Below are 21,578 nucleotides of genomic sequence, written 5' to 3' on the forward strand. Positions count from 1 at the left end.
AACCTACATAGTGCGAACAACCGAACGTCAGGGCACCAGCACTATCTTGCCGTCCCGCTCGCCACTGGCCGCGGCGGCCACTGCTTCCTTGACCTGGCTGATGTCGTAGGTAGCGGCGATGCGTGCCTTGAGCTTGCCGCTGGCGATCAGCTGGATCAGCTCGCCGAACAGCTGCATCTGCTGCTGCGGGGTGGCCTGGCGGAACCAGCGGGCCAGCCAGAAGCCCTTGAGGGTCACGTCGCGGAACACGAAGGAGCCCGGATTGACCTGGCAGGGTTCGCCACTCATGCGGCCGTAGTTCACCAGCACGCCGCCTTCGGCCAGGCTGTTCGCCAGGTGGTCGGTGGAAGCGCCGCCCACGGCGTCGATGCCGAGCTTCACGGGCGCACCGCCGGTGGCCTCGCGCACGCGCTTGGGCAGGTCGGGGCCGTCCACCAGCACCACGTCGCCGCCTTCGGCCGCAACGGCGGCCACCGCCGAGTCACGGCGCACCACGTTGATGGTTTTCAGTCCACGGATCTTCGCCAGCTGGATCAGGTAGCTTCCTACGCCCGAGTTGGCGGCGTTCTGGATCACCCAGTCGCCCGGCTGCAGCTCGACGAAGTCGCGCAGCATCAGGTAGGCGGTGGGCGGGTTGACGGTGAGCATCGCCAATTGCTGCGGATCGGCGCTGGGTAGCGGGATCAGCTGCTTGGCGTCGGCGATCAGGTGGGTACGCCAGGTGCCGCAGCCCACTGGCAGCAGCACGGTCTGGCCGGGCTTGAGGTTGCTCACGTCGGCGGCGACTTCCAGCACCTCACCCACGCCTTCGTTGCCGCCGATGGCGGGCAGCGGCGGCAGCATGCCGTATTCGCCGGTCAGGGTGAGCACATCGGAGGGGTTGATCGGCGCGGCCAGCACTTTCACCAGCGCCTGGCCGGCGGCCACGGCGGGGAGTTCGAACTCCACGGCTTCGATTACGTCCTGGGGTACGGGGCCACGGGTCTTGTATTCGGCTTTGAGCATGACGCTTCTCCTGGCGGCTTGGGGGAGCATGAGTCTAGCCGTTGCCGGGCGCGGGGCGCTGAATCCCCCGGCATTTGCCCCATTGATGGCATGGCGCAATGAGGACGTCGGGGGTCGCTCCGGGGCCAGAACGGCACAGGGTCTTTGCTAGGTTCGGCGGCGAAGCCGAAGTGGGGGCTTCGTCACACACATGCAAACTGGCAAAGGAATAAGAAGATGAATATCGCCAAGACACTGATGTCCGCCGTGTTGTGCCTGAGCCTGGCGGGTACCGCCCAGGCCGCCACCGAACTCAAGCACTGGCCGGAACCTGCCGCGAAGCAGCTGGACGAGATGATCGCCAAGCATGCCAACCAGGGTAACTACGCCGTGTTCGACATGGATAACACCAGCTACCGCTACGACCTGGAGGAGTCCTTGCTGCCCTACCTGGAGATGAAGGGCGTGCTCTCCCGCGAGAAGCTCGATCCCTCGCTCAAGCTGATTCCGTTCAAGGACGTGAAGGGCCACAAGGAAAGCCTGTACAGCTACTACCTGCGCCTCTGCGAGGTGGACGACCTGGTCTGTTACCCCTGGGTCGCCCAGGTGTTTTCCGGTTTCACCCTGCGCGAACTGAAGGGCTATGTCGACGAACTGATGGCCCACGGCAAGCCGATCCCCGCCACCTACTACGAAGGCGACGAGGTGAAGACCACCGAGGTCAATCCGCCGAAGCTCTTCACCGGGCAGCAGGAACTGATGAACAAGCTCAGCCAGAACGGCATCGAGGTCTACGTCATCACCGCCGCCCTGGAGGAGCTGGTGCGCATGGTCGCCTCGGACCCGAAGTACGGCTACAACGTGAAGCCGGAGAACGTCATCGGCGTCACCACGCTGCTGAAGGACCGCAAGACCGGTGCGGTGACCACCAGCCGCAAGCAGATCACCGACGGCCAGTACGACGAGAAGGCCAACCTCGACCTGGAGCTGACGCCCTACCTCTGGACCCCGGCTACCTGGATGTCCGGCAAGTACGCGGCGATCCTCACTTACATCGATGAGTGGAAGAAGCCCATCCTGGCCGCCGGCGACACGCCCATCAGCGACGGCTACATGATGTTCCACGGTACCGACGTGGCGAAGGGCGGGATCAACCTGTGGATCAATCGCAAGGCCAAGTACATGGACCAGATCACCGCCATGCAGAAGGCCAACGCCGAGGCCCAGGCGAAACAGGGCCTGCCGGTCACGGCGGACAAGAACTGGATCGTGGTGGTACCCGAAGACATCCAGTGAGCACAGCGGCCGCCCCTGGGCGGCCGTTTCGCTTCATGTACTAGGGTTCTCCTGTCGGCTTGATTGGTGAGTCCGGCTGTCCTGGCTGGACAGTGAAGTCGTGCGCCACGACTGTTAACCTGCCGCCCCTTGCTCGAAACCCTGTACCGGAGTGATCGATGAAGTACCTGGCGCTCGCCCTCAGCCTGAGCCTTGCCGGCCTGCCGACTGCGGCCATGGCCTGGTCCAACCATGCCCTGGGCACCGCCCTCGCGCTGGCCGGCCTGCCGCAGATCAAGGACGCGCCGCCGGTGCAGGTGGAAAGCCTGGAGTCCTTCCTCGAAGAAGAGGGCGTGGCCCTGGAGCAGTTGCTGGACGAGCAGGAAGAGTACTTTCGCGAGAACCTGCCCGACTATCCGGCCCGCCCGGACGAGCTGCGCTGGATTCCCACCCATGGCGGTGACCATCGCAAGGCGTTCCTGACGGCGCTGCGGGTGAACCCCGAGATCAAGCTGGCCTACTTCGTTCAGGGCCTGCCGGGCATGGACTGGCGTGGCCACAAGCTGCTGGACGCCGCCGACGTGCTGGTATTCCGCAAGCTGGGCGTGTGGCGTGAGTGGCGTTTCTACCAGGTACAGCCCGGCGAAACCCTGCCGGCCCTGGCGGTGGTGGCCAGCGCCGCCGACGAGCCGGACTACGGCCACGACATCAATCTGTTCAGCGATAACCCAGGAGACGTCGGCAGCCGCTACAACTTCGGCAAGCAGCCCTTTGGCGATGCCCGTTTCGAGTACTCGTCCCAGGCGCCGTTCCACATCGGCTACTACCACGAGGACGAGATCATCTACCGCGCCGCGCCATACCTGGCCCGCACCTATCCCGAGGTCCGTGTCCAGCAGTACCTGGGGCTGGCGCGTTTCGCGTTCGAGAGCGGCCACCCGTACTGGGGCTACCGTTTCCTCGGCTGGGGCCTGCATTACATCCAGGACCTGACCCAGCCCTATCACGCCGAGGTACTGCCGGGGCATGGCACGTCCGAGCTGATCTGGATCGCCCTGAAGGCGGCGGTCGGACTGGACAGCGACAAGCGCGCGGCCATCGAGCAGGTGGCCAACCGGCATACCGCCGTGGAGCAGTACCAGGCCGACTGGCTGCGCAAGCTGCTGCGGGAAGGCCGCAACGACAGTCCGCTGCTGCGCGCCTACGCGGACCAGCGCACGGATGGCGACTATCCACCCTTCGACGGCGAGTCCCTGCGTCTGGTGGTGTCCCAGGAGTCCTTCGATGCCGCCGATGACTTCGACGCGCGCATCGCCAAATGGCTGGCCGGTGGTCAGTCAGCAACTGGCTTCAGCCAGGGCAACCGGCTGGAGTCGCTGCCCGACGACGTCCAGCTCGACCAGGCGCTGGTGCGGCTGATCCGCCACTTCGGTGCCCACAGCCGCAACGCCACCCGGACGACGGTGCCGTAGAAGACTTGCGCGCAGGTGGGTAGGGTGCGCTGTGCGCACCACCGCCTAATCGTTGAGGTGGCACTGACGGTAGGAGCGATTCCAATCGCGATACGGGCCGCAGGCCCGTCCCGGTAACGCAGCGTGCCAGGGCTTTTCGCGAATGAATTCGCTCCTACGGGTGTTGCGGGGCTTCAGTGGTACTGCTGCAGCCGCAGCTCGGTGCTTTCCGGGAGCACGGCGCGTTCCTCGCCGGGGTTCTCCAGTTCTCCCTCCATGGCGTCCTGTTGCCGCGCCAGCAGCCCGAAGAAGGTGGTGATGGGATGCAGCGGTCGCTTCTGCGCGATCTGGCTGCCATCTTCCACGGCCAGGGCCGGCAGGGGCTCGGTGGTCACCCGGAAATCGCTGATCTGGATGACCCCGCGACCTTCGGCCAGCAGGTGGAAGGAGAAGGCCTTGCGCGCCTCGGGGTTGTCGAAGGAGAAGTTCACCTGCAGCGGCTTGCCTTGCTTGAGCAGCGGCATCTCCGGGATCGGCAGGGCCACGTCACGCTCGAATTCCTTGGCTTTCAAGCGCAGCTGGGCACCCTGGCGGTCCATGCGCAATACCTTGATGGTCATCTGCACATTGGTGCGGCTGTGCTTGGGCAGCTCCATGTACTGCGCGCCGATCAGGTTGTCGGCCCAGTCGTCCTTGGCCTTTTCCTTCAGGCGGATGCGCTCGCGGGTGGCGAACTGGTATTCCTGGCCGAGGTTGCCGCCTTGCAGGGACTGGTCCAGCAGTGCCGCGCGCTGGCTCACCAGGCGCGCCTTCTTGCCGCTGTAGCTGCCCAGGTAGCGTGCGCCGTCGGCGATGAAGCCCTCGCTCTGGTAGCGCCGGCAGACCTGGCGGAAGTCGCATTCGGTGAAGGTGTCCTTGCCGTCGTGGTAGCGCAGCTTGCCGTTGGTGTAGGACATGATCTCGCGGCCGCTGGCGTAGTCGCGGAACAGCGAGCGTCCGGAGAGGTTCTGCGGTACCCGGTAGCCGAAGTAGTCGAGGATCGAGGCGGTGAGGTCGACGTGGCCGTAGACGCCGGCCTTGATCGGCGGCAGCGCGGCCTGTTCCGGCGCCAGCACCAGGTTGAAGCCCCAGGCCGAGGCGAGGCGGACGTTCTCGATGCCGTGGGATTCGTCGGAGGTGACTATCACCAGGGTGTTCTTCAGCACGCCCTGTTTTTCCAGGCCGGTGAGGAAGGCGTCCACGGCGTCATCCAGGTAGGCGATGGCAGCTTTCTTGGCGTCCGGGTAGCGCATCAGGTAGTCGGCCGGTGCCGAGTAGGGCTGGTGGGTACCGACGGTGAGCAGGGTGAGCATCCAGGGTTTCTTCTGCTGGCGCAGTTGCTTCACGTAGGTCTGCGCACCTTCGAAGAAGGCCTTGTCGTCCATGCCCCAGGGGAATTCCAGGTAAGCCTTGTTGCGGAACCAGTCGCGCCCCAGGGTCTTGTCGAAGCCCATCTGCGGCATGATCTTGTCCTTGGCCATGAAGCGCAGCCCCGCCCCTTGCAGGAAATGGGTGCTGAAGCCGTGCTGGTGCATCTGCGCGGGCAGGCAGGCCTTGGCGCGAGCAGGGTTGTTCAGCAGCTCCAGACCCTTGGGCGTGCCCGAGTCCAGCTTGCTGTAGTCGCCGCAGAGCATGGCGTAGAGGCCGCGAATGGTCTGGTGGCTGTGCAGGACGTAGTCCGGGGTGGTCATGGCGCGCTCGGCCCAGGCGCTGAGCTTGGGCATCAGCGAGTCCTGGTAACCGCTGTTGATCGCGGCGCGGTTGGCGGCGATGTAGGCGCCGGGAATACCTTCCAGGGTGATCACCAGCACGTTGCGCGCGCGGCCGGGGCCGGGGAGCAGGGGTGTGCCGTCGAGGTCCAGGCGTGCCAGGCCGGCGATATCCGGCGGCGTGTCGGGCTGGTCGCCGTCGAGCCAGTCTTCCACCGCGAGCTGGCCGCTGTTCACCGCACTGGCCATCAGCTTGTGCGGCAGGTTGAACTGCTGCCACTGGTCCGCATCGCTGGGCTGCACCTGTTGCAGGGTCATGTGCCCCGCCAGCAACGCGGCCGGCGCGGCGAACCACTTCCAGTTCAGCGGACGGTGCCGGCGTCGCCAGCACAGCAGGCAGGCCAGCACGCTGGCGCCCAGCGCCACGGCGAGGTAGGGGTGGGTGATGCCGCCGCCCTGGGTGGAATGGCTGACGAATTGCGGGTCGAGCAGGTACTTGAGGTCGCCCGGCTCCGGCATACGGCCAACGGCGCCCACCAGCTCGGCGTTGCCGAGGATCATCAGGTACCAGAACAGCATCAGCGGCAGCGCCAGCAGGAGTGGGCGGCCGTAGAGCAGGACGATCAGGAAGCTGCCGAAGGCGAGGTCGGACAGGTAGCCAAACGGGTTGGACCAGCCCAGCCAGTAGCGACCGGCAAGGGGAATCACCAGGAACAGTACGCCTAGTGTTGCGAGCGAAAGGGACTGCGACAGCCAACGGCTGAATGGGCGCACAGGAACTCCTGAGATGGGGCAGTGAGAATCCGTCGTTCGATGCCGGAAAACGTGGGGTCGTTGTAGCGACGACACGATTCTGAAACATCATCGTGCTAGCGACCAGTAGACAGTTTTGCAGAATGAAAATTCAGGATGCTTTTTGCGGCCCGTCCGACGACGAATGGCCTCAACGGCGGGGCGGACAGAGGTCTTTGCAACCTGTTGCCGACCGCGCGGCTTTTTCCACTGCCGGGCATCGTGATTCACCCAGGAGCCGGGCCAGCGAGTAGAATGCGGCCTCGACTCAAAGAGGTAGCGAAGATGGCACTAATCGGGCGTTTCAATTCTCTCCAGGTGGTCAAGCACACCGACTTCGGCCTGTACCTGGATGGCGGCCCGGACGGCGAGATACTCCTGCCCAATCGCTACATACCCAAGGACGAGCCCACCGAAGAAGGTGACTGGCTGAACGTCTTCCTCTACCTGGACAGCGAGGACCGCCCGCTGGCCACCACCCAGAAACCCAAGGTGCAGGTGGGCGGCTTCGCCAGCCTCAAGGTGGTGGAGATCAACCGCGTCGGCCTGTTCCTCGACTGGGGCCTGCCCAAGGACCTGCTGCTGCCGCACTCGGAAGAGAAGCGCCCGCTGCAGGTGGGTGACTACTGCGTGGTCCACGTCTACCTCGACAAGCGCACGCGGCGCATCACCGCCACCGCCCGCCTGGACCGCTACCTGGACAACACACCGCCGCGCTACCAGCCCGGCCAGGCCGTCGACCTGCTGGTGGTGGACAAGACCGACCTCGGCTACAAGGCCATCATCGACGGCCAGCACTGGGGCCTGATCCACAAGAACGAGGTGTTCAAGTTCCTCCGCAGCGGCATGCGCGAGCAGGGCTACATCAAGGAGCTCCGCCCCGACGGCAAGATCAGCCTGAGCCTGCAACCGGTGGGCACCGAGGCGGTCAGCGGCCTGGGCGAACAGATCATCGCCGCGCTGCGCGCCGAGGGCGGGGTGCTGAACCTCTCCGACAAGAGCCCGCCGGAGCTGATCAGCCAGCGCTTCGGTGTCAGCAAGGGCAACTTCAAGAAGGCCATCGGCGGCCTCTACAAGCAGGGTCTGATCCGTATCGACGACGATCGTATCGAACTGCTCTGATCGCCCCGCAGGCCGCGTCAGCCGCGGCGTTGAATACAAAACCCCCGATCCGGCGTCAGGCCTGATCGGGGGTTTTGCCTTGTATGGGGGTTGCAAAGTGCACGTCGGTGGGGCCGTGAATCGTGCGCAATGCATGGCAAAAATTGTTTAAAAATTTCGCAAAGGACTGATTTATTTGGGATTTCCGTTGTCATAGCGCAGGCATGCACGATTCAGGCTATGTGCGAAAAGTCGCCGAGCGACGGTCGGACGAGGCAAAAAGCGGTGAGGAAGCGGACTGGGCTCGCACGCGAGTTAACGCCTGTTAATGAGCATTACTCGCTCAGCTCGCCCTCCGGGCCGCGCTAAAGCGCGTTAGCCGCAAGCGGCTTCCGAACCGATTTTTAACGAAGTATCACCGAGCGCAGGCACTTGTCGCACATAGCCTATGGGGTGCAGGAGCAACTAACTTTCTGGGAGAGAAGACATGGATCTGGATTTCGACAAACTGATCGGCGCCTTTCCGGAATACGAGCTGAGCACCAAGCCCCGGCCCGATGGCGGCTTTGTCCTGACGCTGGAACGCGAGGGGAAATTCTTCCAGCGCGTGGTGGCGGCGACGGTGCAGCTGGATTGGCTGATCAGCACGCTCCAGCGCGATCTGGCGCTGGAACATGGGGAGGTTCCCCCGGTGGAGTCCCTCAAGGTGCTCCACCGCAGGCCCCTGCCGCGCTACTTGCGCGCCTGAGGGCGGGTGGCCGCGACAGGCGTGTCGCGGCTGCGTCCTGAAGGGCTCAGGTCTCGACGCCGGAAGGGGGCAGCATGTCGTCCCCATCCCTTGCTTCATCCTTGTTCGACGGCGCGCGCGGCGACTCTTCGCGAGCTTCTTCCTTGGGTTGTTCACCCAGGAGTTCCTTGGCCGACGCCTGGACGTCGTCGACTTGCTTGTTCAGCTCTTTGACCGCTTCGCCGATGGCTTCCCGGGCGATTTCCTGGGCGGCCGCCTCGGCTTTCTCCGCCAGTTTGTTGGCCGACTCTTCGGCCAGGTCGCAGCCGGCGAGGCTGGCCAGAAGGCCGGCGCCGAGCAGCAGGGCGGTGAGGCGGGGGGCAGATTTCATGCAGTGATTCTCCAGTTTCGACACGCGGCGGCCATCATTGCCTACGGCAGCGTCTGAGGAAACCAGCCTGGTCGACGATTCTGTGTGCGGACGTTTCTGATGGGATGTGTAGAAGAAAGCCCTGGGCTCCACAGCGGCGACTGATTGGAGCCCAGGGCCTGGGGCCGACTTCCGCCGACCTCGAATAGACTGACCGGCGGATAGTGGCGGGGTTCCACAGGCCTGTTCAATACGTCTTGTTTAACTACCCTTAGCCAGGCCAACCGGTGCGCGAGGCGGGTCGATATGGGCAAGGGAAAAGTGCGCGGCACGCTGGGCTGGTTACTGCTGGGGCCGGCAATGGCCTTGGCGCAACCGCCGACATTCGACGATATCCAGCCAATCCTCCAGGCCCGCTGCGTGATGTGCCACGCCGGTGAAGCCGCGCCCCTGGGCCTGCGCCTGACCAGCCTCGACGAGTTGCTCAAGGGCAGCCGTCGTCCGGTGGTAAAGGGTGGCGATGCGGCGGGCAGCGAGCTGATCCGCCGGCTCAAGGGCCAGACCCAGCCGCGCATGCCCATGACCGGGCCGCCGTTTCTCAGCGACGCCGAGATCGCCCTGTTCGAGGGCTGGGTCGAGGGTGGTCTGCAACCGGGTAGCCGTCCGGCGAACGCCAGTGTGGAACCGGCACCGTTGCAGCGTCCGCCGCCGGGCCAGCCGGTCACCTACAGCCATGTGGCGCCGATCTTCGCCAGCCGCTGTGTCAAATGCCATTCCCCCTACGGCCTGATGGGCTCGGCGCCCGAGGGCCTGCTGCTGAACTCCTATGCCGCCATCCTCGATCGCGACGAGCGCGTGCGTGTGGTGCCCGGTGTCTCCGGCGCCAGCGAGCTGGTGCGGCGCATCCGGGGCCAGTCGCAGCCGCAGATGCCCTACGACGGTCCGCCGTTTCTCAGCGACGAGGAGATCCAGCTGATCGTCGACTGGATCGACCAGGGCGCCCGCGACGCCGACGGCCAGCCGGCGCCCAGCCCGGTGGGCTCGCGGGTGCGCCTGCAGGGGGTGTTGGGCGAGGGCTGGACCCTGGATTCGCTGCAACTGGTGGTGGGGCCGGAGACGCGCATCGACAAGTCGCCGGGGGTTGGCGACTACGTGGAAGTGCGTGGACGCTGGGGCCAGGACGGACGGGTGCTGGTGGAGCGCATCCGCCGGCGTTGAAGGATCACCCCTCGGAAGTGGCCAGCGCCTTGCGTCGCTGGCGGCCACGCAGCAGTTCGGCGCCGCTGACCAGCACGATGCCGCCCAGTACCAGGGTGGCGCCTATGGCGAAAGACAGGTCGATGGTCTCCCCCAGCACCAGCACGCCGAAGCTGACCCCGAACAGCGGTGTCATGAACGACAGCACCGACAGGCGTGTGGCCAGGTAGCGGCGCAGCAACCAGAACCAGGCCAGGTAGCTCACCAGGGCGATCACCACCACCTGGAACACCAGGCTGACGATGGCTTTTTCGGTCAGATGCATTTCGGTCGTGCCGGTACTGAAGGCGACCACGCCCAGCAGCAGGGCGGCACCGAACAATTGGTAGAACAAGGTCTTCACCGGGTTGGCCTCGGACAGGCTCGAGCCACGGATCACCAGGGTGGTTGCGCCCCAGGCGAGGGCGCCGAGCAGGGCGTAGGTGTCACCCAGCAGCATGTTGCCGGGAGCGTTCGCCGGCTTGCCGAGGAACGCCGAGGCGATGCCGCCGAAGGCCACCAGAACCCCCAGCCATTGCACGGGCGAGAGGCGTTCCTCGGGCAGCATCAGGTGCAGGCCGAGGGCGGCGAACATGGGCGCGGTGTAGAGGAACACCGACACGTGGGAGGCGCTGGTGTGGTTCAACGCTTCGCCGATGAACAGGAACTCCAGGCCGAACAGCGCCCCCACGGTGATACCCGGCAGCAGGGTGCCGTCGCTGAAGGCTGCGCGGCCTTCCTTCCACAGCACCAGGGCGCCCAGCACCAGGGCGGCGCCGCCTGAGCGGACGGCCAGCTGCAGGATGGACGGCACGTCGTCCAGGGTCAGCTTGATCGCCACCTGCTGGAAGCCCCAGCAGATACAGAGGACGAACATCAGTCCGCAGGCGAACCAGTCCAGGGGGAGGCGGGAGGGTTTCATCGTACGACTCGCAAGACAGAGAGCGGCAGGCGCCGCCAATGGTAGGCAGGATCGGTCCTCGGGCGCCTTGCATTCAAACGATGATTTGTCATCATGCTTTGACTGAAACTCAAAGCGAACTCCTATGCGTCTCCCTTCACTCATCGCCCTGCGCACCTTCGAGGTGGCCGCGCGCAGCCGCAACTTCACCGAGGCCGCCGAGGAGCTGTCGGTGACCCCGGGTGCCGTGAGCCGGCAGATCCGCCTGCTGGAGAACGAGCTGGGCGTGAGCCTGTTCGACCGCACCCGCAACACCGTCAGCCTCAACGACAATGGCCGTCGCCTGGCGGCTACCGTCACCCAGGCCTTCGAGCTGCTGACCCGTGGCGCCGACGAGCTGCGCAACCAGGACGAAGGGCCGATTCACATCACCTGCGCGCCCTCCATCGCCAGCCATTGGCTGATGCGCCGGCTCAACCAGTTCGCCGCTGGCAACCCGGATATCACCCTCAGCCTGGAGGCGACCGAGCAACTGGTGGATCTGGAGCGTGGCGAGGCGACCCTGGCGATCCGCTTCACCACCACCGATGCGCCCATGCCGGCCAGCGAGCTGCTGTTCCAGGAGGAGTTCTTCCCGGTGTGCAGCGCGGCCTACCTGGAACAGTTCGGTGCTGTGCGCGAGCCGCGCGACATGCTTGGCGCGCGGCTGATCCATACCCACTGGAAGAACAACGCCAACCTGCAGCTGCCGAGCTGGGAGGACTGGTTCGCCACTTATGTGGGCGAGCCGGGACCGGTGAAGGGCGGGATGCGTTTCGGCCTGATCGGCCACGCCATACAGGGCGCGGTGAGTGGCCAGGGGTTCGCCCTGGGCTCCACCGCCCTGGCCTGCGACGACATCGCCAATGGCCGATTGCTGCTGCCCTTTGGCGAGCACTGTCGCCTGGCGACCCCCTGGGCCTACCGCCTGGCCTGGAGCCGCAGGTCGCCGCCGACTGAGAAGGTGCGCCGCCTGATCGACTGGTTGCTGGCCGAAGCCCGCGCCAGTGCCGTGCCGGAGCTGGACAGCTGAGTTGAAGCGGCGGATGACGCCAGGCGTTGCATTCGCCGCCGCGAGCGGGGAAGGTTCCGGACGAAAAATCGTCGAGCGAAGGTCAGGCTAGGCACAACGACCAACGGGAGTAACAGCCGAAGGCTGGCCCGAAGGGCGAGCGCTAGCGAGTCAAATCGGTGAGGAAGCGGACTGGGCTCGCACGCGAGTTTACGAGTTGTAAATGAGCATTACTCGCTCCGCTCGCCCTCCGGGCCGCGCTAAAGCGCGTTAGTCGCAAGCGGCTTCCGAACCGATTTTTAACGACGCATCACCGAGCGCAGGCAGTTCTCGTCGTGAACCTAGATCATTCTGCGAATTTGGTGGAGTCGGTGCTGCAAGCCTTCGGCCCAGTCCGGCGTGGCTTGGCCAGTGCCGGCGATCCTGAGCAGCGGATGGTGGCTGACGACGCGGGAGAGGATGGCTTCCTGGGCGGGTTTCACGTCGACGAAGAACACATGCTTGCCTTCGTCCAGGGTGGGCTGAAAGCGTTTCACCACCGCGTTGGGGGTCTGTATCCCGAACAGGCTGCCTTCCCAGACGCTGAAGCCGAACAGGGCGATGGCGAGGAAGATGAACGGGATCCAGCCAGCCGCCGTGCCGGTCCAGCCGCTGAACCAGGCCACCAGCATCACCAGGGCCGCCAAGGCCAGGCCGATGCCGACGCCGATCAGGCCGGAATGCAGCATGTCGCGCTTCATCACGGAGGAGACGTCGTGGAGGTGGTAGTGCTCGATGTCGGCATCGCGTTCGCTGAGCACGTGAATCTGCTCATGATCGATACCCTGGGACTCGAGCTCGTCTTCGACCTTTTCCAGGTCCTTGAGGTTGTCGCTGATGTAATAGTGCCGCTGCATGGGACACCTCCCATCTGGCTGACACCGGGCCCCCATCCGGCTGAATCCCCCAGTTCCGGCCGCTTTGGGCCTGGATGGAAGTGTAGCGCGGTGAGTCGGTGTACAAGCGGCATCCGCCCATTGGCGGGGCGGCGATGGCGCCGGGCGACGGGGCTGGTCCCCGCCCACCCGTGGGCGCCAGGAGGGTCTTACTTGTTGCCGATGCGAATGTGGCGGCTCGGAGCAACCTGAGCGCTGACGCCTTTGGCGATTTCCTGGATCTCGCCACCCTGCTTGAGGAATGCAGCGATCTGGGCGTCCAGGGCTTCGCTGTTGGTGGTGGCGGCGGGGGCCTTGGGGGTGCTGCTGTGGGAAGTCTTGATACGCATTTCGCTTTCTCTACTCGCTGACACTATCTGGAGCTATCTGTCGCACTGAAAAAAAAACCGGCCCGTAGGCCGGTTTTCTTTCGGCTCGTGATTAGATCACTTGCACTTCGTCGGCTTGCAGGCCTTTCTGGCCCTGCACGGCGATGAAGGAGACTTTCTGGCCTTCCTTCAGGCTTTTGAAGCCGGCGCTTTGGATGGAACGGTAGTGAACGAACAGATCCGGGCCGTTATCGGTGGTAATGAAGCCGAAGCCCTTTTCATCGTTGAACCACTTGACGGTGCCGGTTTGGCGCTCGGACATTGGAATGTCTCCTAGAAACTGAATTATCGCTGGGCTGGAACCTTCCAGCCTGTCACTGAGTGCAGAGAGTCGGCAACCGATGAAAAAGGGACCGCTAAAGTACAGACCGTTTCCCGGTGACACACGCATCACAGCGCTCGACACAATACCTTCGCTTTCGAGGAATGCCTAATCTTTTAATTCACCAGCGCCACTTCGCCACACCGCCGCCGCTCTCTACGGCGGGTTCTCGGGGGCATCGACCGGCGGTCGGTCAGTTTGCGCCGGGAAACTGCGCGTAGGGCTTTTCCGGTGCCTGTCCGGGCGGCACGAAGGCTGGAACCATGCTGCCGGCCGGGCCCAGGTGGCGGATGTAGCGGTAGATCGCCAGCAGGTCGCCATCGTCCATCCGCCGCAGGTTGAACCAGGGCATCGGTGGCCGCCATTCCCGTCGCGCGTGCTCCAGCCATTGCCGCTCGCCGAGGTTCTGCGCCACCAGGCGCAGGTTCGAGGCATAGGTGGTGCCCCAGGGGCCGCGCCAGCCCAGCGGGCTGCCGGTCAGCCACTGGCCTTCGGCTACCTGGCCGGCCGACTCCATCCAGCCCGCGGTGTGGCAGTCGTTGCAGCCGGAAACCTGGATCAGGTAGCGCCCGCGCGCCACCGGGTCGGTTTCGGCCTGGGCTGGTGCCACCAGGCACAGCAGCAGGACGGAGAGCAGGGTACGGCGGCGCGCGTCCAATGCGCCTGGGAGTGCCCGTGGGGCAGCGACGGTCGGGGACATGGTGGGACCCGCAGAAGGGGGATGACCAGAAAAACATAGCAGCCCGGTTCCGCCTGCGCGGCCTGGATGGCCAGTTGTCAGTCGATTGAGCTGGGTCAATGGAATGCAGGGGCGGCTGGACAGTCCCGTCTCGAGGGGCTTTCCTTGAAGGGCGACGATCCCTGGACCGCACTACCCGGTAAATGGACGACCGGGTCAAGGAGAGCGCTATGTCATTCAAAGTCACCATGGTTTTCGGTACCCGTCCCGAAGCCATCAAGATGGCACCCCTGGCGAGGGTGCTCCGACAGCGGGACGACATCGACCTGCACATCTGCTCCACCGGACAACATCGGGAAATGCTCCAGCAAGTGCTGGATTCCTTCGAGCTGGAGGTGGACGAAGACCTCGACGTCATGACCCAGGGCCAGACCCTCAACGGCCTGTCCGAACAGTTGATGAACAAGCTCGATGCCAGCTACGCGCGCCGGCGGCCGGACATCGTCCTGGTCCACGGCGACACCACCACCAGCTTCATCGCCGCACTGACCGCCTTCCACCTGCAGATTCCCATCGCCCACGTCGAGGCCGGGCTGCGCACCGGCGACCTCAAGGCGCCCTGGCCGGAAGAGGCCAACCGCAGCCTGACGGCGGTGATCGCCGACCTGCATTTCCCGCCGACGAAGAAATCCCGCGACAACCTGCTGCACGAGAACATCTCCATCGACAAGATCGAGGTCACCGGCAACACGGTGATCGACGCCCTGTTGTGGATGCGCCAGCACCTGCACGACACCGACTGGCACCCCGCGGCCGACTCGCCCCTGGCGGTACTCGACTCCGACAAGCGCATGGTGCTGATCACCGGCCACCGGCGGGAAAACTTCGGCAAGGGCTTCGAGCGCATCTGCCTGGCCTTGGCGGAGCTGGCCGAGGCTTATCCCGACGTGCAGTTCGTCTACCCGGTGCACCTCAATCCGCAGGTGCAGAACGCCGTCTACGGCCTGCTCGCCGGGCGGCCCAACATCCACCTCATCGCCCCCCAGGACTATCAGCACTTCGTCTGGCTGATGGACCGCGCCTACCTGATCCTCACCGACTCCGGCGGCATCCAGGAGGAGGCCCCGGCCCTTGGCAAACCCTTGCTGGTGCTGCGCAAGGTCACCGAACGGCCGTCGGTGCTGGAAGGCGGCACCGTGCTGCTGGTGGGGACGCTGCAGCACCGGATAGTCGAGGAAACCCGACGGCTGCTGGACGACCCCGAGCACTACGCGGACATGAGCCGGGTCCACAGCCCGTTCGGCGACGGCCACGCCAGCGAGCGCATCGCCGAGCGCCTGAGCCTCTGGCTGGTCGAGCACCGGCAGGGTGGCGCCGCTGAATGAGTCTGGAGCTGATCGATTTCCTCGCTTACGTCCTGTTCGGCCTCAAGTACCTGGCAATCGTCCTCGCCGCGCTGATGTTCCTGCTCGGCCTGGATGACCTGTTCATCGACCTGGCCTACTGGTTCCGCAAGCTGATCCGGCGTTTTCGCGTCTACGGCACCTTTGAGCGCGCCGACGAGAAGCTGCTCTACTCGGTGGCGGAAAAACCGCTGGCGATCATGGTGCCGGCCTGGCAGGAGGTGGGCGTGGTGGGGGAAATGGCGCGCCTGGCCGCCTCGACCCTGGACTACGAGAACTACCAGATCTTCGTCGGCACCTACCCCAACGACCCGGATACCCAGACCGACGTCGACGCCGTGTGCCGGCACTTCCCCAACGTGCACAAGGTGGTCTGCGCGCGTCCCGGCCCCACCAGCAAGGCTGACTGCCTGAACAACGTGATCGACGCCATCCTGCGTTTCGAGGCGGACGCCAAGGTGGAGTTCGCCGGCTTCATCCTGCACGACGCCGAGGACGTCATCTCGCCCCTGGAGCTACGCCTGTTCAACTACCTGCTGCCGAACAAGGACCTGATCCAGATTCCCGTCTACCCCTATGCACCGGAGTGGTGGGGCTTCACCGCCGGCCACTACGTGGACGAGTTCTCCGAGAACCACGGCAAGGACGTGGTGGTGCGCGAGGCCCTCAGCGGCCAGGTGCCCAGCGCCGGCGTCGGCACCTGCTTCAGTCGTCGCGCCATCGCCGCGCTGCTGGAAGACGGCGACGGCATCGCCTTCGACGTGCAGAGCCTCACCGAGGACTATGACATCGGCTTCCGCCTCAAGCAGAAGGGCATGAAGTGCATCTTCGCCCGCTACCCGGTGAGCGACCCGAAACTGGCCCTGGCCAAGGACTGGGTCTTCGGCATGAGCCGGCCGTTCACCCAGGTCATCTGCGTGCGCGAGCACTTCCCGCGCACCTGGCAGCACGCCGTCCGGCAGAAGTCGCGGTGGATCACCGGCATCGTCTTCCAGGGCACCACCAATCTCGGCTGGAGCCCGCGCGCGGTGATGAACTACTTCCTCTGGCGCGACCGCCGGGGCCTGTTCGCCTACCTGCTGAGCTTTCTGGTCAACCTGCTGTTCCTGGTGCTGCTGACCATGTGGCTGATCACCACGCTCAACCCCGAGGCCTGGCACTTCCCCTCGCTGCTGGCCGGCAGCACGCTGCTCAGCGTGCTGCTCTGGCTCAACGGCCTGATGCTGCTCAACCGCCTGTTCCAGCGCGCCTGGTTCGTCACGCGTTTCTACGGTGTGTTCCAGGGGCTGCTGTCGGCTCCGAGGATGATGTGGAGCAACTTCGTCAACTTCTTCGCCAACCTGCGCGCCTTGCGCCAGGTGCTGGAAATGGGCGATTCGCGCCGCGTGGCCTGGGACAAGACCACCCATGAGTTTCCCTCCCTTGGCCAGGCGCAGGGCAAGACCCTGGGCCAGCGCCTGCTGGACAAGGGCCTGCTGACCGAACCCGACCTGCAGGCGGCCCTTACCAGCCCGATACGCCGCCAGCTCGGTCGTGAGCTGCTGTTGCGCGAACTGGTGGATAGCACCCAGCTGGTCACCGTGCTGGCCGAGCAGCTGGACATGGACTGGGCGCCGCTCAACCCCTTCCGGCTCGATCCGCAGCTGATCGAGGCGTTTCCCAAGCGTCTGGCGCTGCGCTACGCCGTGTTGCCGGTGGCAGAGGAGGGCGACACTCTGGTGCTGGCCAGCGAACGCGCAGTCAGCCAAGTGTCCCTGGGTGCCATCAGCCGTCATATAGGCCGACCCGTGCGCTGCCGTCTGGCGCCCCAGGGCCGCGTTACCCTCGGCCTGCGCCACTGCTACGGCGGCAGGCAGCACAATCCGGAAGCGCTGAGGATGATGGAGAAGCTCGCGCGACACGCCGATGACGCCAACCTGCTGGAGCGTGTCTGCTGTCACCAGGTGTTGTTCGGCACCCTGTTGCAGGTACGCGGCATGGTGCCGCCATCGTTGTTCAGCCAGGCACTGATCGACTTCGACCCCGAGCGCGAATCCCTCGGTGAACACCTGATGGCGCGCGGCATCATCACCCAGGAGGTGCTTGACCTTGCCCTGGCCGAACAGGCCGAGGAACAGCGCGAGGCCTACCGGCTCGTCGAGGAGGCTGCATGAAGCCGCTCCTGGTCGCCGGACTGGCCGTCCTTCTGCTCGGTAGCGGCCTGGCTTGCCAAGCCCAGGCCGCCGATACCCTGAGCGAGTTCCAGCGCTTTCGCAGCTACCCCTTCATCGACCGCGCCTACCGTGAGGCCGGCCGGCAGAACTGGGACGAAGTGGAACGCCTGATGCGCCACCTGCTGGAGCGGGTCCCGAACAACGCCGAGGCGCGCAAGCTGCTGGTGGAAGCCTTGGCCAAGCAGCGGCGCTACGCCGAGGCGGAACAGATCGCCGCGCCCCTGGGCACCACCCAGGCGGGCCAGGACAGCCTGGAAGAGCTGCGCCTGACCTGGATCGAGCAGGACCCGCCTACTTCCACCCAGGTGGAGCGTTGGCTGGAGCAGATAGAGGGTGATCAGCGGGTGCGCCTGTGGCAGGCCTACAGCCTCAGCCTGGCCAAATACGGCGGGGCCAAGCGGGCGCTGGACTGGCTCAACCAGCTCCCCTTGCGCGACGATGGCGTGGTTCTGCGCATGGCGCGGGCCAACTGGGCCGAGCAGCTACGTGACTGGTCCACCACTGTGGAACAGCTGCAACCCCTGGCCGACAGCGGCCAACTGCGGGATGAAGACTGGCGGCGCCTGGCCAATGCCCAGGTGCAGTTGCTGGGCGAGACCGGCCTGGAACGTCTGCTGCAACGTCCGCCGTCGGCGGCCGAGGCGCGCGAAGTGCGCCTGGCCATGCTCGACCGCGCCGTCGACCTGGGTCGCCTGGACATGGCCCGACGCTGGCTGGCGTCCTTGCCCGAGCAGGACCGCCAGGATCCGGCCCAGCGTGCGCGCCTCTGGGAACTGGCGCGCCAGGAAGGCGATAGCCCGCTGGTGCGCGAGCTGGGCAACCAGCTGGCGCGGCCCTGCCTGGAAACCGCCGAATGGTTGTCCCGCCACGATCCGGCTGCGGCCCGTGAACAACTGGCCGGCTGCCGCGCCGAGGATGATCCGCAGACCTGGCTGGTGTTGGCACAGCGCCTGGGCGCCAGCGACCTGATGGAGCGCCAGCGCCTGCCCGAACCCTGGGACGGCGCTCGGCGCAATGCCCTCGTTAGCCTCTGGCAGGAACAAGGCCGCACCGACCTCGCCCTGGCCTGGCTCGCCCGCCAGCCGCAGACGCCGGAGGTGCTGCGCCAGCGCGCCGGGCTGATCCAGGCCAGTGGCCGGGACGGCGAAGCCGAGCGCCTGTGGCTGGACTACTACCGCCGCACCGGCGACCTCAAGGCCCTCGACCAGGCCAGCTACCTCAGCCTCAAGGCCGGTCGCGAAGCCGAGACCCGGCGCCTGCTCGACCAGGCCTACGACCGCCATGGCGGCCGTTTGCCGGCGCCTTTACTGCAGCGCCTGGCGGGGCTCTACGCCAAATCCGACGCTCCCCTGGACCTTGCGCGCATCGAAGCGCTGGCGGCACGGGTCGATGCGGCCAGCCGTGGGCAACTGCTCGGCCGCCTGGCTGAAGCCGGCCAGTGCCAGGCGGTCGAGCGCCTGGTAGGGGAGGCCGAGGACGCCATCTCCCTGCGCGCCCTCGGCCGCTGCGCCATGCCCGCGCGGCCCGGCGAGGCGGTGGTCTACTACCAGGCCGCCCTGGCCAAGGGCGATGAAGCCAGCCGCCTGCCCCTGGCCTATGCCCTGGAGGCCGCCGGCGATCCGGCCGGCGCCTGGCGCATCTGGCAGGGCATATCGTTGGCGCATCTGGACAACACGGCACGCCTCACCGCCGCCCGCAGTGCCCTGGCCGCCGGCGATACCGAGGCAGCCGAGTGTTACTGGCAAGCGGCCGAGTCCACCCGGGCGGACGATTTCGCCCTGGGTGCCTCCATCGCCCTGGCCGCAGGCCACCCGCCGTTGGCCCTGGAGCGCCAGCGCCAGGCCCTGGCCCATGATCCCCGCGCCGAGCACTACTACGCCGCCGCGGGTACCGCCCAGGCCGCCGGCGACAGTGCGCAGAGCACCGCCTGGCTGGCCGAAGCCGCACGTCTGGCGCCGGACAACCCGCGCTTCTCCGCCGACTACGGCATGCGCCTGGCGGGGTCCGACACCCCCGACGTGCGGCGCCAGTCCATTCCCTACCTGGAACGGGCTACCCGCGGCTACCCGGAGGACTACCGCATCGGCGAAACCCTGGCCTGGCGCTACGACGAGGTCGAGGACAGCGCCAGCGCACGCCGCGAGTTGCGCCGGGTCATCGACGTCGAACAGGACCTGGTGGACGGCGACGACGAATACGGCAGCCTTGAGGCCCGTCGTTACCGCCAGCGCCGCGCCCACGATGTGCTGTCCCGGCGCGACAACCTCACCCTGGCCAGTACCTGGTCGCCGGCCGGCACCGCCACCAACGACAGCTTCCGCCAGGACGGCAGAGTCGACGAGCGACGTCGCGCCCAGTCGCAGAACGTGCAGCTGGCCATGTGGGACCATGCCTTGGGCGACGAGCCGACCCGCGCCGGCAAGAGCCTGTCGGTCTATGGCCGGGCCCTGCTGGGTGGCGACGGCCGCAACCGCTACGGGCGTTCCCTCGGTGCCGGCCTGGGCCTGCGCTTGAAGCCCATCGGTACCCAGAACCTCAACCTCTACAGCGAGATCTACACCCAGAGCCAGCTGCGCGACGACGACTTCAGCGGCTTCAGCCTTGGCCAGTGGCTGAACCCGGGCGAAGTCTGGGACGCCCTCGATGACCATGTGCGTGATGGCCGGACCACCACCGACCTGCTGCTGCGCGCCACGGCGTCCTTCTTCGACCAGGACCAGTACCGCAACGACTGGCGGGTGGACGAATCCGAGTGGAACGAGCGCTTCCTCTACCTGGATGCCGCCTGGTGGACCCGCGCCGGCGACCATGCCTGGTTGTCCCGCTACCAGCAGGGCAGGGCCTACAAGCTGCCGGTGGACAGCCCGCAGACCCTGATGCCCTACGGCTTCCTCGAATTCTCCGCGCAGGACCCGAGCAACGACTGGCGCCAGGACTGGCGCACCGGCGTCGGCCTGCGCTGGCAGTACTGGTACGGCGACGACCGCTACAACGCCTACCGCGCCCACGTCACGGTGCGCACCGAGTACCAGTGGGGCCTGGGCGGCAACCTCTACGAACAGGCCGAAGGCGTGCTGGTGGGCGTGGAGGTGAACTTCTGATGCGTGGCTTGCTCTTCGCACTCTGCCTGCTGCTCGGAGCCCAGCTCCACGCCGAGGAGCGGCTGTTCTTCCAACCGCTCAATGCCGACCAGCGCATCGCCCAGGACACCTGGCGGGAGATCTGGCGGGCCAGCGCGCGCCATGGCGTGAAGACCCTGATCGTGCAGTGGACCGCCTACGGTGATTCCGACTTCGGCGGCGCCGACGGCTGGCTCGCCCAGGCCCTGCGCGCCGCCCACGAGCAAGGGCTGCAGCTGGTGCTGGGCCTGTACATGGACCCGGCCTACTACCAGCGCCAGCAGGAGCTGGACAACCCGGGCCTGGCCGCTTACTGGCAGCACCAGCTGGGCCGCTCGCTGGCCCAGCAACGTGTACTGCGCGACGCGTGGAAATTGCCGGCGGCGGGTTGGTATTTGCCCCTGGAACTGGATGACCAGCAGTTCCAGGCCCCGGAGCGCCGCGAAGCCCTGGCCCGCCAGTTGCGGGATATGCGCAGCCGCCTGGACGCCCCCCTGCACCTCAGCGCCTTCAGCGCCGGCAAGCTGGCACCGTCGGCCTATGCCGAATGGCTGGCGGATTTGCACGACCTGGGCATCCAGGTCTGGTGGCAGGACGGCGAGGGCACCGCCGCCCTCCCGGCCAGGGTGCGTCGCGCCTATGCCGCTGCGCTGCCCTGCAGCCTCGGCGTGGTACGCGAGGCCTTCCGCCAGGTCAGCAAACCCGGCCAACCCTTCCGCGCGGTACCCGCCGAACCGGCCAAGGCCTCCGGTTGCCACCCCGATGCGGTGTTCTCCCTGCGCTACCGGCCCTGGGGCAAGGCGCTTCTGCAATGAGCCACCCCACCGGTACGGCCTGCCTTTGTAGGATGGGTTGAGCTTGCGATACCCATCAGCTCGGTCCGTATGGGTATCGCTTCGCTCA

Annotated in this window: 18 protein-coding genes; 10 read left to right on the forward strand and 8 right to left on the reverse strand. The window is 66.1% G+C overall.

Annotated features, from left to right (window positions below; translation table 11 throughout):
- Positions 1-27 precede the first annotated feature (27 nt).
- On the reverse strand, positions 28-1,005 hold the full coding sequence (locus PCA10_RS08595; protein ID WP_016491669.1) for a zinc-dependent alcohol dehydrogenase family protein: 978 nt from the start codon (positions 1,003-1,005) through the stop codon (positions 28-30).
- A 216-nt stretch (positions 1,006-1,221) separates the two neighbouring features.
- Here PCA10_RS08595 and PCA10_RS08600 point away from each other — a divergent pair, with 216 nt between their 5' ends.
- Both PCA10_RS08600 and PCA10_RS08605 read left to right on the forward strand, forming a co-directional pair.
- Complete coding sequence (locus PCA10_RS08600; RefSeq protein WP_016491670.1) at positions 1,222-2,280, forward strand: HAD family hydrolase; 1,059 nt, start codon at positions 1,222-1,224, stop codon at positions 2,278-2,280.
- Between the two features lie 158 nt (positions 2,281-2,438).
- The gene (locus tag PCA10_RS08605) at positions 2,439-3,731 is read left to right on the forward strand and encodes a hypothetical protein (protein ID WP_016491671.1); all 1,293 of its coding nucleotides are present in this window, start codon (positions 2,439-2,441) and stop codon (positions 3,729-3,731) included.
- Between the two features lie 173 nt (positions 3,732-3,904).
- Here the strand turns inward: PCA10_RS08605 and PCA10_RS08610 are convergent, their stop codons facing one another.
- Positions 3,905-6,232: an LTA synthase family protein gene (locus tag PCA10_RS08610; protein WP_016491672.1), complete on the reverse strand. Its 2,328-nt coding sequence runs from the start codon at positions 6,230-6,232 to the stop codon at positions 3,905-3,907.
- Positions 6,233-6,535: 303 nt separating this feature from the next.
- Here PCA10_RS08610 and PCA10_RS08615 point away from each other — a divergent pair, with 303 nt between their 5' ends.
- Positions 6,536-7,372 (forward strand): CvfB family protein, encoded by an 837-nt coding sequence (locus PCA10_RS08615; protein ID WP_016491673.1) that lies wholly within the window; start codon positions 6,536-6,538, stop codon positions 7,370-7,372.
- Between the two features lie 466 nt (positions 7,373-7,838).
- A complete protein-coding gene (locus PCA10_RS08620) occupies positions 7,839-8,099 on the forward strand; it encodes a DUF3509 domain-containing protein (RefSeq protein WP_016491674.1) in 261 nt (86 codons plus the stop codon).
- 46 nt (positions 8,100-8,145) lie between these two features.
- Here PCA10_RS08620 and PCA10_RS08625 read toward each other — a convergent pair whose 3' ends face one another.
- The gene (locus PCA10_RS08625) at positions 8,146-8,469 is read right to left on the reverse strand and encodes a hypothetical protein (RefSeq protein ID WP_016491675.1); all 324 of its coding nucleotides are present in this window, start codon (positions 8,467-8,469) and stop codon (positions 8,146-8,148) included.
- 285 nt (positions 8,470-8,754) lie between these two features.
- On the opposite strand from PCA10_RS08625, the gene PCA10_RS08630 reads away from it, so the two are divergent.
- Positions 8,755-9,666 (forward strand): c-type cytochrome domain-containing protein, encoded by a 912-nt coding sequence (locus tag PCA10_RS08630; protein WP_016491676.1) that lies wholly within the window; start codon positions 8,755-8,757, stop codon positions 9,664-9,666.
- A gap of 4 nt (positions 9,667-9,670) precedes the next feature.
- Here PCA10_RS08630 and PCA10_RS08635 read toward each other — a convergent pair whose 3' ends face one another.
- Positions 9,671-10,606: a DMT family transporter gene (locus PCA10_RS08635; RefSeq protein ID WP_016491677.1), complete on the reverse strand. Its 936-nt coding sequence runs from the start codon at positions 10,604-10,606 to the stop codon at positions 9,671-9,673.
- A gap of 124 nt (positions 10,607-10,730) precedes the next feature.
- Between PCA10_RS08635 and PCA10_RS08640 the strand changes: the two genes are divergently transcribed.
- Positions 10,731-11,657, forward strand: coding sequence for a LysR substrate-binding domain-containing protein (locus tag PCA10_RS08640; protein WP_016491678.1), 927 nt, complete (start codon positions 10,731-10,733; stop codon positions 11,655-11,657).
- A 320-nt stretch (positions 11,658-11,977) separates the two neighbouring features.
- On the opposite strand, the gene PCA10_RS08645 is transcribed toward PCA10_RS08640, so the two are convergent.
- The 4 genes from PCA10_RS08645 to PCA10_RS08660 form a co-directional block, all read right to left on the reverse strand.
- Positions 11,978-12,532, reverse strand: a complete 555-nt coding sequence (locus PCA10_RS08645; protein WP_016491679.1) for a hypothetical protein — start codon at positions 12,530-12,532, stop codon at positions 11,978-11,980.
- A gap of 188 nt (positions 12,533-12,720) precedes the next feature.
- Positions 12,721-12,900, reverse strand: coding sequence for a hypothetical protein (locus PCA10_RS08650; RefSeq protein WP_016491680.1), 180 nt, complete (start codon positions 12,898-12,900; stop codon positions 12,721-12,723).
- Positions 12,901-12,991: 91 nt separating this feature from the next.
- The gene (locus PCA10_RS08655; RefSeq protein ID WP_016491681.1) at positions 12,992-13,201 is read right to left on the reverse strand and encodes a cold-shock protein; all 210 of its coding nucleotides are present in this window, start codon (positions 13,199-13,201) and stop codon (positions 12,992-12,994) included.
- 253 nt (positions 13,202-13,454) lie between these two features.
- Positions 13,455-13,961 carry a cytochrome C gene (locus PCA10_RS08660; RefSeq protein ID WP_144276955.1) on the reverse strand — a complete coding sequence of 169 codons (507 nt, stop codon included), beginning with the start codon at positions 13,959-13,961 and terminating at the stop codon, positions 13,455-13,457.
- A 209-nt stretch (positions 13,962-14,170) separates the two neighbouring features.
- On the opposite strand from PCA10_RS08660, the gene wecB reads away from it, so the two are divergent.
- The 4 genes from wecB to PCA10_RS08680 are packed head-to-tail and all read left to right on the forward strand — an operon-like array spanning position 14,171 to position 21,490.
- Positions 14,171-15,325, forward strand: coding sequence for a non-hydrolyzing UDP-N-acetylglucosamine 2-epimerase (gene wecB, locus PCA10_RS08665; protein WP_016491683.1), 1,155 nt, complete (start codon positions 14,171-14,173; stop codon positions 15,323-15,325).
- A complete protein-coding gene (nfrB, locus tag PCA10_RS08670) occupies positions 15,322-17,496 on the forward strand; it encodes a cyclic di-3',5'-guanylate-activated glycosyltransferase NfrB (protein ID WP_016491684.1) in 2,175 nt (724 codons plus the stop codon). The genes wecB and nfrB overlap by 4 nt, the downstream gene beginning before the upstream one ends.
- A complete protein-coding gene (locus PCA10_RS08675; protein ID WP_016491685.1) occupies positions 17,493-20,657 on the forward strand; it encodes a phage receptor in 3,165 nt (1,054 codons plus the stop codon). Before nfrB ends, PCA10_RS08675 begins: the two co-directional genes overlap by 4 nt.
- Positions 20,657-21,490 carry a DUF4434 family protein gene (locus PCA10_RS08680; RefSeq protein ID WP_041770173.1) on the forward strand — a complete coding sequence of 278 codons (834 nt, stop codon included), beginning with the start codon at positions 20,657-20,659 and terminating at the stop codon, positions 21,488-21,490. Before PCA10_RS08675 ends, PCA10_RS08680 begins: the two co-directional genes overlap by 1 nt.
- Positions 21,491-21,578 lie beyond the last annotated feature (88 nt).

It is taken from the genome of Pseudomonas resinovorans NBRC 106553, assembly GCF_000412695.1.
In the GTDB taxonomy this organism is placed as follows: Bacteria; Pseudomonadota; Gammaproteobacteria; order Pseudomonadales; family Pseudomonadaceae; genus Metapseudomonas; species Metapseudomonas resinovorans_A.

Bases quoted from the DNA above. Each gene is read 5' to 3' on its own strand.
- PCA10_RS08615 (WP_016491673.1), top strand. From the start codon at position 6,536: ATGGCACTAATCGGGCGTTTCAATTCTCTCCAGGTGGTCAAGCACACC.
- PCA10_RS08660 (WP_144276955.1), bottom strand. From the start codon at position 13,961: ATGTCCCCGACCGTCGCTGCCCCACGGGCACTCCCAGGCGCATTGGAC.
- PCA10_RS08595 (WP_016491669.1), bottom strand. From the start codon at position 1,005: ATGCTCAAAGCCGAATACAAGACCCGTGGCCCCGTACCCCAGGACGTA.
- nfrB (WP_016491684.1), top strand. From the start codon at position 15,322: ATGAGTCTGGAGCTGATCGATTTCCTCGCTTACGTCCTGTTCGGCCTC.
- PCA10_RS08655 (WP_016491681.1), bottom strand. From the start codon at position 13,201: ATGTCCGAGCGCCAAACCGGCACCGTCAAGTGGTTCAACGATGAAAAG.
- PCA10_RS08635 (WP_016491677.1), bottom strand. From the start codon at position 10,606: ATGAAACCCTCCCGCCTCCCCCTGGACTGGTTCGCCTGCGGACTGATG.
- PCA10_RS08625 (WP_016491675.1), bottom strand. From the start codon at position 8,469: ATGAAATCTGCCCCCCGCCTCACCGCCCTGCTGCTCGGCGCCGGCCTT.
- PCA10_RS08605 (WP_016491671.1), top strand. From the start codon at position 2,439: ATGAAGTACCTGGCGCTCGCCCTCAGCCTGAGCCTTGCCGGCCTGCCG.
- wecB (WP_016491683.1), top strand. From the start codon at position 14,171: ATGTCATTCAAAGTCACCATGGTTTTCGGTACCCGTCCCGAAGCCATC.
- PCA10_RS08675 (WP_016491685.1), top strand. From the start codon at position 17,493: ATGAAGCCGCTCCTGGTCGCCGGACTGGCCGTCCTTCTGCTCGGTAGC.
- PCA10_RS08600 (WP_016491670.1), top strand. From the start codon at position 1,222: ATGAATATCGCCAAGACACTGATGTCCGCCGTGTTGTGCCTGAGCCTG.
- PCA10_RS08680 (WP_041770173.1), top strand. From the start codon at position 20,657: ATGCGTGGCTTGCTCTTCGCACTCTGCCTGCTGCTCGGAGCCCAGCTC.
- PCA10_RS08630 (WP_016491676.1), top strand. From the start codon at position 8,755: ATGGGCAAGGGAAAAGTGCGCGGCACGCTGGGCTGGTTACTGCTGGGG.
- PCA10_RS08645 (WP_016491679.1), bottom strand. From the start codon at position 12,532: ATGCAGCGGCACTATTACATCAGCGACAACCTCAAGGACCTGGAAAAG.
- PCA10_RS08620 (WP_016491674.1), top strand. From the start codon at position 7,839: ATGGATCTGGATTTCGACAAACTGATCGGCGCCTTTCCGGAATACGAG.
- PCA10_RS08650 (WP_016491680.1), bottom strand. From the start codon at position 12,900: ATGCGTATCAAGACTTCCCACAGCAGCACCCCCAAGGCCCCCGCCGCC.
- PCA10_RS08640 (WP_016491678.1), top strand. From the start codon at position 10,731: ATGCGTCTCCCTTCACTCATCGCCCTGCGCACCTTCGAGGTGGCCGCG.